Consider the following 13,694-nt stretch of genomic DNA (forward strand, 5'->3'; position numbering starts at 1 on the left):
TATTCTGACATATGCTGTTAATGTCAGTGTACTGACATAGAATGACCTTGTAGTTCGGGGCTGTTAGTACTGTTAACCCCGGACTCTTGGCACTCTTCACAGCTTTAGGAGGTTCTTATGCGCTACTGGGTTGGAGTAGCCTCACGCGAGCATGTTTTACTCGGCGTTGCGGGCGGATTCTGCCAGGTTTGCCACGGCAAACAGGCACCGCTGGCACGTATGAAACAGGGCGATTGGATTCTGTATTACAGCCCTAAAACCGGCATGAACTCTGGTGAGAAAGTTCAGGCTTTTACCGCCGTAGGGCAGATAGTGGACGACCGAGTCTACCAGTTCCGCATGGCAGAAAATTTTGAGCCATTCAGGCGTGACGTTGTGTTTCAGGATGCGCCGCATCCGTGTCCGATTGAGGTAGCACGCGAGCACTCCGAATGGCGGAGTTATGCGAAACAGCTGCGGTACGGGCATTTCGAAGTCTCGCACGATTTCTTCGAGCACATTTACCGTTACATGATGGCGAGCAAGCACGAGATATAACCCACGATAGGTGTTAGGCAGCATGCAGAGTTTTACTGTATTGAAGCAAGGTGTGGCGGTCGAACACCTAAAAACTACGCTACTCGGACCTTTATAGTCGAGCGGCAGCTCGCCCAAACTCGTAGGTATTAAGGCAGCGTCTCTGTCCGATAACCGATAACCGCCTATCATGGGATAAGAGACTTTCAGGCGCCCACACACGAAAGGTTACCCATGACCGTATCAACCGAACACCACCTCACACACCAGCACAGCGAAGAGCTTTTTGAACGCTCCCGTTCCGTAATCCCCGGCGGGGTAAACTCCCCCGTGCGCGCTTTCAACTCCGTGGGCGGCACGCCCGCCTTTGTGACCCGTGCATCCGGCCCCTACATCTATGATGCTGACGGCAACGAATACGTAGACCTCGTCTGTTCGTGGGGTCCGGCGATTCTTGGGCACGCGCATCCGCAGGTTGTTGCGGCGGTTCAAGAGGCTGCCTCACGCGGACTGTCGTTCGGCGCTGCGTCCGCACCCGAAGCAGAACTCGCAGAGCTTGTGGTCGATCGCATCAACACCGCGATCCCCGGCGCAATCGAGCAGGTACGTATGGTATCTACCGGCACCGAAGCCACCATGACTGCTATTCGCCTGGCACGCGGCATCACCGGGCGCGATAAAATTATCAAATTCTCGGGCTGCTATCACGGGCATGTGGATGCGCTGCTCTCTGAAGCAGGCTCCGGCGTGGCGACTCTTGCCCTACCCGGCTCGGCGGGAGTGACCGCGGCGACCGCATCCGAAACTATCGTGCTCCCCTACAACGATCTTGACGCCGTGCGCGAGGCTTTCGCCGCGCATCCGGGAGAAATTGCCGCCGTCATTACCGAAGCTGCCCCCTGCAATATGGGCGTGGTGACTCCCGAACCGGGCTTTAACCGCGGTCTGCGCGAAATTACGCAGAGCAATAATGCCCTGTTGATTTTTGATGAGGTGCTGACTGGTTTCCGCGTCTCGTCCGCCGGGTACTGGGGTAAATTTGCTCCCGAAGATAACGATTGGGTTCCCGATATTTTCACTTTCGGTAAAGTGATCGGCGGCGGTATGCCGATCGCCGCACTCGCCGGTAAACGTGAGGTGATGGAGCATCTGGCACCGACCGGTCCCGTCTACCAGGCGGGCACGCTCTCGGGTAATCCGCTCTCGGTGGCATCCGGCATTATGACCCTCAAACTTGCCGATAATACCCTCTACCGCACGCTCGATACACGTTCGGAACAGCTGCAGGCTGCGCTGACGCAGGCACTTACCGATGCCGGGGTGGATCATTCGATTCAGACGGCGGGCAACCTATTCTCGGTTGCCTTTGGTACCGGCGAGCACGGCGTGCACAACTACGCCGATATTAAGGGTTCTGCTACCGCCAAATACACGGCGTTTTTCCACGCCATGCTTGATGCCAGCGTATATCTTCCCCCGAGTGCTTTTGAGGCGTGGTTCCTCTCCGGAGCGCACGACGATACCGCGATGGAACGCATCATTGAAGCGCTCCCGGGCGCGGCACGTGCGGCGGCTAAGGCGTAGCACATCCTCTGCCCCAGCGCTTTCCCACAAAATCTCGTTATAAATTCTGAACTCTGCCCGCCGCCAGCAGCAGCTTCTCAGCTTTGCTGGCGGCGGTATTTTCTGAGATGTTCATCCATACTGTGAGCATCGCAAAAGCGAACAACGTAGAATGCTGTTATGGACTTTCGGGATATTTGGCTTATAGCATTCATCGTGTATTTGGGGCTATGCCTGCTCATTGAGGCGGTCTATCCGGTGCGGGTACGTAAAAAGTATGCGCTCAAAACCGAGCACGCTAAGTGGTTTTGGTCGTATAAACACTTTTTCCTGTACCTTTGGGCATGGATTGTTAACGCGTCCCTTTTCATGCTGTTCTGGGAGTTTAATGAAATACTCCGCCCCATAGCCCTATCTCTCCCGTTCCTGATGGTATATGCAGCGGCACGTATTGGGCGGCGCAACTACCGCATCTTCCACGGCGCTTCTCCAGACGACCGTGCTGTGGGTATGCCCAAAATCTACAGCGCTACCCTGGGTAAGCTCAGCAAGCCCCTACGTACGACGGGTCATCAATCTGGACTAACGCTAGATCATGACCTGAGCACTACCGCGCTGATAAGCAGCCTTATCTTTTTCGCGTCCACTGCCCTGTTTTTGCTTCGGCTGACCGATATCGATTTTGAATACGCGCCGCCGGTTCCCTATAACGCTATTATTCTGGGAATCGGATATATTGCCGGTATCGTCGCGCTCGTCTCGTATACGAACTCGTACCTTGTCTCCACCCCAACTCTTCTGCAGGTTGGCCGGGGACCTTTCCGCAACCCGCGCGATATTCCATACCGCCAGCTGAGGAGTTACCGCGTGGTGCCTCAAGACCCAGATGCCACTGACCCTGATACCAAAGATTTATCGCAGTGGAATCTGGAATTTAAGGTACCTCGGGCCAACAAATATACGAAAGAGCTACGCGACCCCAATCTTGAGTATTTGGTTCGGCAGATTGCCTTCCGCGTGGAGCAAGAACGCTGGGCTGACGATAACTCCCCTGCCGACCGAGAACGGCTCGAAGAATATGGCCGGGATGCGCGCCTCGTGTGCATCACTAAGGGCTATATTCCGGCCGGTAAACACGCGCAGGAGGCGGCAGATCGCGCATCCTTCAAGCAGACACATTAGAGTTTTCCTCACTCTGCTGCACAGGCACAAAGATGGGTTCTCTAATGTCGTGACGCTATCGCAGAAATGCTGGTTTCACGTTTTATGGAGAGCCTATCTTTGAATATTCTTCGCTTTTTGACGATATCTTCTCAACCCAACACTAAAAGTTATGACAGTAAAGTAAATCTTCTACATTTCTTCAACGGTTTTCTGAGAATATTCTATTAAATTAAATATTTTTTACGTAAACTTTGTGATTGGTTCGCACAAAACGTTTATTCGTCGTACAGTTGCACTAGAGGCACTCTTTTGAGGATCTTCTGCCCTGTATTGTGCGTACCGTTTTGCGCATCCGCACCATGAAATGCGGATATAAGACGCGGCTCTCGCAAGGTACTCGGCGAATCCTCAAAGATTGCCTTGACCTTCCCTAAAGAAGATCACAACGTTCTGCGGCTGGGCGCGAACCTTCCGGATCGGCTAATTCAGGCCGGGAGTATGCGTCACACCATCGTCGGTTAGCTCGCCTGCTGTGCAGCGCTGAGGTTCTTCTGTGGGGGGTACATATCACTTCCGATTATTCACCAACCACTACAACTCAGAAAGCCAATTCACCGATGAGCATCAGCAATAACTTCACCACCTGTACACGCCGAGCCGCGTTCGGTTTTCTAGGAGCTTCGTCTCTGGTAGCGCTCTTGACCGCCTGCGACGACGAGGACAAGCCCGGGGCACGGCCCAGCACGACAACCAGCAGCGCTGCCGCGCCTGATACCGAGCCTCCAGAACCTGCCGATTCACCCAGTGCCGCGCCCAGCTCATCCGGCCCCAAGTATTCCGGCAAGTCTAAAGCTCCTGCGGGAGAGTTCCGGGCGGCCGATATTTACGGTCCGGCACAGAATGTTCCTAAACCCACAAATCCACCTGGCTACACCGAACCCACCCTTGACGGCATGATGAAAAGCATGAAGGCATGGACGCAATGGCGCAATTACGGCATGCAGACAGGTGATTACACCGAGGCATATAAGTTTGTGTCTAAAAACCTCGTCGAAGAGATTAATGCTTACAACGCAGATGCAAAACTGTACCACGACGGTGGCTGGATTATCGGCGGTGAGCAGCGCTCTTATGATTTCAGAAATGACCCCGTTCATCAGGGTAACGGCGTGTATTCCTGGGATTTCTTCGTGGGATGGTCCTATATCATCACCGTAGGCGCAGACGGGCGGCACAAGCGCAGCAGGAATACCAACTATGCCGATAATCTTTACACGCTTACCGTTCATTATGAAGAAACAGGTTGGATTATCGACAGCATTACCCGCAAGCAAGCCCAGAAATAACTCTTAGATTTTGCTTTCCTAGCCGTGTTAATCCCCGCCAGTACATTCATGATGAATGCGCTTGCGGGGATTTACCGAAACTGTAGGCTAATACATATACCTAAAAAAGGAACTCGATGGAAATCTCCAAATTGTTGCGCCAGGGCATTTTAGAAGACGGTATTACCTGGAGTTCCGAGCTACTTATAGAAAGATTCCATAGATACCGCTATAGAATTGACAACACTCACGGAACCGGTGAACCCGCTATTTTCATTGGGTTAAACCCAAGTTTAGCCGGAAGCTTTAGAGCCTCCGATCCTACGGTAAAAGCTCTAACTCAGGCTATGCTGGGAACCTGTCGTTTTCTCGATCCCGCGCATTCTGCACCATTGCTGCACGCCCGTACAGTGCTACTTATTAATCTATTTACCTTCGTAGAACCAAATGCACACAATATAGATTATTCCCTAGACCAGCATGCGGTTGCCGAATTAGAGACAGTACTTACCGAATTCCCGCACGCGCCAATTGTCTGTGGCTGGGGCAAAGAGAATAATTCACCTGAGAGCCGGGAAGTGTGGCATCAGCAGATAAGCGAGTTTATCCGGCGGCTCGCAGATCGTGCCTGCTACCGTCTGGAGCTACCATATTCCCATGTTCCTGATGGTTCATTGGATGCGCGTTCCTGGTCACCGCGAGGTATCAACAGTGCCCTCAGGAACTTGCCGTCTGGTACCCGCATGGTCCTTGCCCGGTTTACTCCCCAATAAAGTATCCCTAGGGTTAGCCTTCACGCAGCCAGCGGGCGGCTTCGGCTGCGTAGTAGGTAAGAATCATGTCTGCACCCGCGCGGTGAATCGACCGCAGAGCCTCCAACGCCACGGCACGGCGGTCAATCCAGCCGTTTGCTGCAGCGGCCTCAATCATGGCGTACTCCCCCGACACCTGGTACGCCGCCACCGGGACAGGTGAAAACTCGGCGACCTCACGCACAATATCGAGATAGCTTCCGGCAGGCTTGACCATCACCATATCGGCGCCCTCGTCAATATCGGTCTGCACCTCTAGGAGAGATTCGCGGCGGTTCGCCGGATCCTGCTGATACGTTTTGCGGTTCCCAGTAAAGCTAGACTCCACCGCATCGCGGAACGGACCAAAGAACGCGGAGGCATACTTCGCCGAATACGCCATGATAGAGACGTTCTGGAACCCGGCCTCGTCCAGCGCGGCGCGCATTGCGGCAATCTGTCCGTCCATCATGCCTGAAGGGGACACCGTGTGTGCCCCGGCGCGTGCCTGAGACACTGCCATCTTGCAGTACAGTTCCACGGTTGCATCGTTATCGACAATCATGGTGCCGTAACCGTCATCGACAAGCACGCCGCAGTGCCCGTGAGAGGTGAACTCATCCAGGCAGGTATCAGCCATAATAACAACCTCGTCGCCAAACTCTGCCCGGCAGGCAGCAATAGCGCGGTTCAAAATACCGTTGTCGTCCCAGGCCGCCGAACCTACCTCGTCCTTATCATCGTCAAGCGGAACCCCGAAGAGGTCGATGCATTTAATGCCCGCCTCCACAGCCTGGCGCACGACGGGAATCAGAGATTCCAGAGTGTGCTGGTACTGGCCGGGCATTGAGGAAATTGGCTGTGGTTCGCTAATGCCGCCGCGCACGAAAAACACCTGAATAAGCTGCTCGGGACGCAGCGCGGTCTCGGCGGTGAGGGCGCGCATCGCGGCGGTGGTGCGCAGTCGGCGGGGTCGTCGGGTAAGATTCATCGACATAGCCTTTCTAAAATACTTCTATGTTTAGCGAGATACATCTAGGCTGAATGCAGCAGTTCAATGGCTGCTAGAGCCAGGGCCTCCGGAGTGGGAGAATCGGCAGTCCTATGGCGCAGCCCTAGCTCCTCGCACGTGCGGGCGGTCGTACGGCCAATAGCTGCCACCGGCGGGGTTCGTTCAGGGTTTGGGTTCTCCCCCACCAGTTCTTTGAGCCTTGACGGAGCGGTGGCAATAATAACGTCTACCGCGGCGGAATTTGAGCCAATACCACCGGCAATAAGCTCACGCGCGTTCATACAGGAGATCTCTCCCGCCTCAAGTACGGAGGCGGTCGCCGGCACCATCTCGTAAACCACCGCACGCACAGCACGGAAGCCTAACCTCACTAGCCCTTCACGCAGAGTTGGGCGGGCGTTTGCCCCTTCAAAGACGAGTACATTCGCCTGAGCAGAAAGCATATCGTCCCAGCCCAATGCGGCAGATTCCGGGGTATTCTGCGGCTTACGCAGGCTCTCAGGAATGCCCAGCTCGGGGTTGGCGCCCTCGGTAGGGAATTCTGCGAGCATGCCCAGAGCATCCTGTTTTTCAGGCGTGAAGTGGGGTTCCAAACCGATCTCACGTAGTGCACGTGCCGTTGCAGACCCCACACAAGCGATCCGGGTTCCGCCATCACGCAGCGCCCACGCAAAGGATGTGCCAAAAAGCTCGGCGCAGGAACGCACTGCATTCGCGCTCGTGAAAGTAGCCCAAAGAAAGGCTCCCTCCGCCGCTAAGCTTACCAAGGAAAACAGCGAATACTCAGGCGCAACTGTACGGGGCAGCTGCATGGGCGCAAAATCCACCTGAATCTTCGGAATGCCTCGCTCCGCAGCCAGATCGTTCAAAGCACGCTCAAAAGGCGCGCCTTGAGCCGCCGTGCGGGTCAGCAGAACACGAGCCACGACCCTATTTCACCTCAAGACCGGCAAGGGCTGCGGCACCCATCTGAAGCAGGTCTTCGGCAACGCGAATACCCAGTCGTTCAGCACCGGGAACATCAAGCTCACCGGTGGCGGACGTGTGGCGCAAGCTTTCGGTACCGTCAGGCGATGCGACAACTGCTGTGAGCACAAGATCGCCGTCTTTGACGGTGGCATAGGCACCGATAGGAGCGGCGCATCCGGCCTCAAGACGGCGCAGAAGACGACGTTCGGCAGTGACCTCAAGGTGGGTTTCAAAGTGGTCGGCAGCAATAAGCGCTTCCCCCAGGGTGCGCACAGGCTGGGAAATTTCAGAGTCGAATAAAGTCGCGGTATCGGGGTTAACAAATTCTGTTTCGCGCACTTCAATAGCGAGCGCACCCTGCCCGGGGGCCGGGAGCATGCGGGAGGGGTCAAGGTATTCGGTAATAACGGATTCTTTGCCGAGACGTTTGAGCCCCGAAACGGCGAGGATGACGGCATCGCAATCACCGGTGTTTTCGGTACCGATTCCACGGTGTGCAGCTTCGTCGGTTTCGGCGCTGTCACGCACGACGACTTGGCGGTTTCCGTGTTCTTCGAGCCCTTTCACACGGGCTATGCGAGTGCCCACGTTGCCGCGAATATCGACGATTTCAAGGTCGGGGCGCAGGGTATGTACCTGTGCGGCGCGGCGCGGTGATCCGGTACCGACGCGAGCGCCCGTAGGCAGGGTATCGAGGGTGAGGTTATCGCGCGCTACCAGGGCATCGCGCGGGTCTTCACGTTCAAGAATTGCCGCGATGACGAGCCCGGGGCACGGTTCGGCAGGTAAGTCTTTGAGCGAGTGCACCGCAACATCGACTCCACCGGGGGTATCACCGTCGAGAAGGCGTTGGCGCAGTGCGGCGGCGAAGACTCCGGTGCCGCCGAGGGTTGCGAGCGGTCCGGTGAGCACATCCCCGTCGGTTTTGACGGTGGTGATGTCAAAGGATAGGGTGCGTTCGGCGCCGTGTTCGCGGGAGTGAGTGTTGAACACCTGAACGATGTGTTCGGCGGCAAGGGTGCTCTGGGTGAGCGCTAAGGCTGAGCCTCGGGTGCCGAGAATATAGGGGTCGCTCATGGTTCTCCTCAGGTTTTATGGGTGCCGTATGTGCGGACTCATCAATACGGTTGGGATGAACCCGCACATACGGCAGCGCTTATACGCGCTCATTGCAGCAGGCGCAGTCTTCCTTAGGGGTGTACTCCGCAATTACAGGTTTTTCCTGACCGCGCAGGGGTTTACAGCAGTCAGGGTCGCATTCGTCGAACCAACCGAGTTCGCCGGATATGGACTCCCCGAAAACGCTTTCGCGCCTGTCGTGATCGGATTCTGCGGGCTCGGCCATACGCTCGACAATCAGGCGGCGCAGCGATTCCACATAGGCGGGGTGCACGCCGGGAGTGGGGGTGCGCACCGCCACGATACCGTGGTTACGGCAGGTTTCCATCGCCTCGGTATCGAGGTCCCAGAGGACTTCCATATGGTCAGAGACGAATCCCAGCGGAACCATAATGATGCCGTCTACGTCACCGGCAATTTTATCGATGGCATCGTTAACATCGGGCTCTAGCCAGGGTGTGGAGGGTGAGCCGGAACGCGATTGATAGACGAGCTCCCAGTCGATGTTATCCAGAAGGCTCTCGTCCTGTTCGCGGATCTTTGCAAGAATAGCGCGCGCCACCTGCAGGTGTTTCTCCACATAGGCGGAACCACCCTCGTAGTCGATTCCGCGCGGGCCCGCCTCATTAGCGGCAGAGGTCGGCACCGAGTGGGTGCAGAACATAATGCGAATGCGCCCATTCCCGGCAGCCGCCGTTCCGTCAGCAATGCGCTCCGCTACGGTATTGCGAACCTGTTTCAGCCCGTTCTCTAAGCCCTCAGTAAAGGCCTCAACGAACCCGGGCGCATCGAAAAATTGGCGGATCTTATCAATGCGCATGCGGTCTTGAAGACCGAGTTTCTCCAGCGCCACGCCGTAGTCTTCGCGGTATTGGCGGCAGCTGGAGTACCCGGGGTAGGCACTGGTGGCGAGCACCAGAATATTGCGGTGCCCTTCCTCATAAGCCTGCTGTACTACGTCGGTCACATAGGGTTTCCAGTTGCGGTTTGCCCACACGATCGGAATATGCGGCCCGCGTTCCTGCATGGCTTCTCGAAGTGCTACCAAAAGCGCACGGTTCTGCTCGTTAATGGGCGAGATACCACCGTTTGCGCGGTAGTGGGTGGCGACTTCCTCCAGACGTTCATCGGGTATGCCGCGCCCCGCCGTAACGTTGCGCAGGAAGGGAATCACGTCTTCCTGTCCTTCGGGCCCGCCGAAGGAAGAAAGAATCACCAGGTCATAGGGGGCGGGCACGGCGGTGCGAGAGCGTGTAATACCGCACTCCCCCCGGTACGACTTTAGCGTCTCGGGGGTGAGCACTGCTGGTCCGTTGGAGGCGGTATTTGCGGGGTCTGTAGCGTTCGGGCAAACATCGTCCGGGACGTTCCCGCAGCACCCTGCGTGTACGGTCTCACTCACGCGAGCACCTCGGCGACATCGGCGGCATTGACACGACGACCGGTGTAGAAGGGAATTTCTTCACGCACGTGCAGGCGTGCCTCGGTATTGCGGAAGTGGCGCATCATATCGACCAGATCGACAAGTTCGGGAGCCTCAAGGGCGAGTACCCATTCGTAGTCGTTCAGGCCGAAAGTTGCCACAGTGTTCGCGAGCACCTGCGGGAAGTCGATAGCCTTCATGCCGTGGTTCTTGAGCATTTCGGCGCGGCGTTCGGGATTCATGTAGTACCAGTCGTAGGAACGCACGAAGGGGTACACGCATACCCATGCCTCGGGTGCCTTCTGGCGCGCATAGGCGGGTGCATGGTTGCGGGTGAATTCTGCCTCGCGGTGCACGCCCATAGTCGACCAGACAATGGTGGTCGCGCTGAAGAGCGCGGTACGGCGGATCTTACGCACGGCTGCCTGCAGCTTTTCGGGGGTCGGCCCGTGGGTCCACACCATAACGTCTGCGTTATCGCGCATAGCGGAAACATCGTAGAGCCCGCGCAGCGTTACGCCGTCCGCTTTGAGCTCTTCGATGAGCTGCTCGAACTCTGCAATAGCTTCCGCCGAGGATGCGCTCTCGGGACGCTGCCCGGCACGGGCGAAGACGGTGTACAGGGTATAGTGCAGGGTTTCGCCTTCTTCACGACCGCGTTTGTTCTCATCAGCTGGGGAATGCTGCACGGCATATCCTTTGGGCGCGCCCCCGTACCCGCTTCCATGAGAGCCGTGAGCCGCATTCTGATGTTCTTCGTGAGACATTTTCTTCCTTTCGGTGAAAACCGCCCAAGATTCGCCGGATACGTCGTATTCACCTGCGAGTCTTGACCAGACAAACCTTAGTATGTCTGCGGTTTATGCTCCTCACTCGTGAGGTTTTGTCTTCTGTTTTCTTTGGTTAACACGGTGCCTGCACTGCGCGGGCAGCCGCAAGTATCTTCGTCACTTCGAGGCGCGTTTTTGTGTTATGTGTGCAATGAATTGATCCAGCTGCTCCTGAGTATCGCGCACCACGGCGGCGAGTCCGGACCCTGCGGCCCACGAACCAACCGTGCAGACGGTATCGAGTTCTGCCGCGCGTTCACGGAAAAGCTGCACCCGCTCGCGGTACCCGGGCGTTGAGAGAGGCAGCACGCCGTTCCAGCGAACCACATCTGCATCCACAAGATTTTGGGCGGTAATGGGTACATCGAGCAATTTCGAGGCGTCGCGCAAGGCGAGGGTGATCAGCTGGTCTTCGTCAAGAGAAACGTCGGAGAAGGTACTCTGTTCTCCCCCGCGGCCGTAGGAAAGCCGCACCACGTGGCGGTTCTTGCCCGCCTCTTCGGCTACCCACGCCCATTTAGCAGTGGCATGGGTGAGCGCTTTGGCGCGCACATTCGTCACAGCTTCGGAAACCAGCAGACCCGTACCACGCGGGTTCGAGTTAAGCGCGGGCTGATCGACAACGAGCGTTACGAGAGCAACCTCGGGGCCGGGGTCAATATTAGGCAGAGAACTTCCCTTAATATGCGGTCCGAGCAGACGCGCAGCAGTGGAACCATCGGTCGCAATCACCAAATAATCGGCACCCACCGAGGCAGCTTTCTCACCGTCGCTGCGGCGGCGAATTACCACCCATTCATTGGTGATGGGGTCACGATCCACCGCGATCACGCCGCATTCGGGAATGTACCGCACAGGTGCGGGCATCTTCTCGATAAGCTGTTCGATCAGCAAGTGCATGCCCCCAGAAAGTCCGGCGACTTGCGAACCCGCGGGTGCTTGAGCGCGTATCGCGGCGGAGGCGGCAGCTAGGGACTTATGTTTTTTCAGCCCTTCGCGTAAGCCGGGGATAACGGCATCAATATCGAGCATATCCGGGTGGGTCGAGTACACCCCGGAGACCACGGGCGCAACCAAGTTATCGAGTACTTTTTTACCCATACGGGCACGTACTAGTTCACCCAGCGTCTTTGCGTTGGCTCCAACCGAAGCAGGCAGAACCTTATCCATACGGGCGCGGCGCAAACCGCTTTTACCGAGCACACCGGCCAAAGATTTATCAGAAAGATCACCAGGAATGCCCATAATTCCAGTGCTCGGGGTCTTTCGGGCACCCTGAGGCAGATACAGCCATGAACCGTGGGAGTTAGGATGCACAATCTGGTCACCTAGACCAAGCTCTTTGACGAGGTTTGTCACGGTTGGGGTTCGGGTCGCATAGGATTCCGCACCGGAATCTAGCACCAAACCGGCGACCTTATGCGCGCCGAGAGCGCCTCCCAGATAATCATTCTGGTCTAGGACGGTTACGTTCACTCCGGCATCGGTAAGACGACGCGCCGCCAACAACCCAGAAATGCCGCCGCCGACTACGATGGCGCTCGGTGCATGATGATTCTTGTGCTGATGTACCATATTCATCCCCGTTAATGTTTCGGTTCTAACTGCCTCTCTTAAGAGTATCCGTTTTATGGGCGTCGGGTGCGTTCGTGAAGATATGTCACTAGGTCGGTGAGCACCTGCGGGTCCGTTGTGGGCGGCACCCCGTGCCCCAGGTTCACGATATGGGCGGGGGCGCTCGCCCCGGCGGCGAGTACCTCATCCGCGTGAGCATATAGAGTCTCACGCCCTGCAGCTAAAAGCGCGGGATCGATATTCCCCTGAAGCGGCACCGCGCCGTTGAGCCTGCGGTTCGCTTCGTCAAGAGGCAGGCGGTAGTCCACCCCGATCACATCGGCGCCGGCCTCATGCATGGCGGGCAGCAGCTCGGCGGTTCCGGTACCAAAGTGGATGCGGGGCACCCCAAATTCTTCGACCATGCTCAAGGCGGTGGCAGAGTGTTCCTGCACATACCGGCGGTAGTCTGCTTCCCCTAAAGAGCCTGCCCAAGAGTCGAAGAGCTGCACGGCGGATGCACCCGCCTCAATCTGTGCCCGCAAAAACTGTCCCGAGGTGCGCGCGGCCCACTGCGCTAACTCGCGCCAGGCAACGGGGTCGGCATGCATCATGGTGCGGGGGCGTAGGTGATCGCGGGAGGGACCGCCCTCAACCATATAGGCGGCAACGGTGAAAGGAGCACCCGCAAAACCAATAAGCGGGGTGGAACCGAGCATGTCGACGGTTGCTGCGACTGCCTCACGAATAGGGTCAAGTGCCGCATCAGTCAGTTCGGGCAGGGAACGCACCTCATCGAGTGTGCGCACGGGATGTTCGAGTACGGGACCGCGGCCGGGCACAATATCGACATTCACGCCCGCGAGCTTCATGGGGATAACGATATCCGAGAAGAAAATACCGGCATCGACTTTGTGACGGCGTACCGGCTGCACGGTAATCTCGGCGGCAAGTTTGGGTGTCAAACAGGCGTCCAGCATGGGAATTCCCTCGCGCGCCTTACGATACTCGGGCAGCGAACGCCCCGCTTGGCGCATAAACCAGACCGGACGATACTCAGATGCGCGCCCGGTGAGCGCCTGCAGCATCGGCGAATCGGCGGTTTGAGCGGCACGCAGCGGGTGAGATGCGCTCAGGCGCGACAGCTGCGCCTCGGTCAGCAAATCACGCTGACGATCTCTCGGGTGAGCACCCACTATAGAGCGCGACTGCTGAGAATCTGCACCATTGGCGGCTCGCTGGGGCTGCTGGATTTCGGTCATACCCTCTAGTCTGACAGGTTTTCGCGCCTGTTTTTATGACACGGTGTCATAAAGTACCCCTTCGTAACCTTTATAAATTTTGGTGTAGGGTTACCTTATTTTTAAAGCTGTTTTAGCTATCTCAAAATTTATTTACCCTAAGTTTTTATACACCGGTCCTTTGCTG

Annotated in this window: 12 protein-coding genes; 5 read left to right on the plus strand and 7 right to left on the minus strand. The window is 56.8% G+C overall.

Translation table 11 applies throughout. From position 1 onward, the window contains the following. Window positions 1–117 precede the first annotated feature (117 nt). The 5 genes from HMPREF2804_RS08865 to HMPREF2804_RS08885 all read left to right on the plus strand — a co-directional run bounded on the left by HMPREF2804_RS08865 (window position 118) and on the right by HMPREF2804_RS08885 (window position 5,341). Window positions 118–537 carry an EVE domain-containing protein gene (locus tag HMPREF2804_RS08865; RefSeq protein WP_070450440.1) on the plus strand — a complete coding sequence of 140 codons (420 nt, stop codon included), beginning with the start codon at window positions 118–120 and terminating at the stop codon, window positions 535–537. Between the two features lie 213 nt (window positions 538–750). Further along, window positions 751–2,100, plus strand: coding sequence for a glutamate-1-semialdehyde 2,1-aminomutase (gene hemL, locus HMPREF2804_RS08870; protein ID WP_070450442.1), 1,350 nt, complete (start codon window positions 751–753; stop codon window positions 2,098–2,100). A 159-nt stretch (window positions 2,101–2,259) separates the two neighbouring features. Next, window positions 2,260–3,261: a hypothetical protein gene (locus HMPREF2804_RS08875; protein WP_070450446.1), complete on the plus strand. Its 1,002-nt coding sequence runs from the start codon at window positions 2,260–2,262 to the stop codon at window positions 3,259–3,261. Window positions 3,262–3,860: 599 nt separating this feature from the next. Then, complete coding sequence (locus HMPREF2804_RS08880; RefSeq protein ID WP_070450449.1) at window positions 3,861–4,589, plus strand: DUF6318 family protein; 729 nt, start codon at window positions 3,861–3,863, stop codon at window positions 4,587–4,589. 116 nt (window positions 4,590–4,705) lie between these two features. Further along, the gene (locus HMPREF2804_RS08885; RefSeq protein ID WP_004005092.1) at window positions 4,706–5,341 is read left to right on the plus strand and encodes a DUF1643 domain-containing protein; all 636 of its coding nucleotides are present in this window, start codon (window positions 4,706–4,708) and stop codon (window positions 5,339–5,341) included. 13 nt (window positions 5,342–5,354) lie between these two features. Here HMPREF2804_RS08885 and hemB read toward each other — a convergent pair whose 3' ends face one another. The 7 genes from hemB to hemE all read right to left on the minus strand — a co-directional run bounded on the left by hemB (window position 5,355) and on the right by hemE (window position 13,528). Continuing rightward, window positions 5,355–6,350: a porphobilinogen synthase gene (gene hemB, locus HMPREF2804_RS08890; protein WP_070450531.1), complete on the minus strand. Its 996-nt coding sequence runs from the start codon at window positions 6,348–6,350 to the stop codon at window positions 5,355–5,357. 44 nt (window positions 6,351–6,394) lie between these two features. Further along, the gene (locus tag HMPREF2804_RS08895; protein ID WP_070450452.1) at window positions 6,395–7,297 is read right to left on the minus strand and encodes a uroporphyrinogen-III synthase; all 903 of its coding nucleotides are present in this window, start codon (window positions 7,295–7,297) and stop codon (window positions 6,395–6,397) included. Between the two features lie 4 nt (window positions 7,298–7,301). Beyond that, window positions 7,302–8,417 carry a hydroxymethylbilane synthase gene (gene hemC, locus HMPREF2804_RS08900; protein WP_070450455.1) on the minus strand — a complete coding sequence of 372 codons (1,116 nt, stop codon included), beginning with the start codon at window positions 8,415–8,417 and terminating at the stop codon, window positions 7,302–7,304. 79 nt (window positions 8,418–8,496) lie between these two features. Next, entirely contained in the window at window positions 8,497–9,861 is a 1,365-nt protein-coding gene (locus HMPREF2804_RS08905; RefSeq protein WP_070450458.1) for a ferrochelatase, read from the minus strand. Next, entirely contained in the window at window positions 9,858–10,649 is a 792-nt protein-coding gene (gene hemQ / locus HMPREF2804_RS08910) for a hydrogen peroxide-dependent heme synthase (protein ID WP_083297372.1), read from the minus strand. Before hemQ ends, HMPREF2804_RS08905 begins: the two co-directional genes overlap by 4 nt. A 180-nt stretch (window positions 10,650–10,829) precedes the next feature. Further along, entirely contained in the window at window positions 10,830–12,293 is a 1,464-nt protein-coding gene (gene hemG / locus HMPREF2804_RS08915) for a protoporphyrinogen oxidase (RefSeq protein WP_048754187.1), read from the minus strand. A gap of 47 nt (window positions 12,294–12,340) precedes the next feature. Beyond that, window positions 12,341–13,528, minus strand: coding sequence for a uroporphyrinogen decarboxylase (hemE, locus tag HMPREF2804_RS08920; protein WP_048754186.1), 1,188 nt, complete (start codon window positions 13,526–13,528; stop codon window positions 12,341–12,343). Between the last annotated feature and the right edge of the window lie 166 nt (window positions 13,529–13,694).

It is taken from the genome of Rothia sp. HMSC065G12 (assembly GCF_001811455.1).
Classification (GTDB): domain Bacteria; phylum Actinomycetota; class Actinomycetes; order Actinomycetales; family Micrococcaceae; genus Rothia; species Rothia dentocariosa.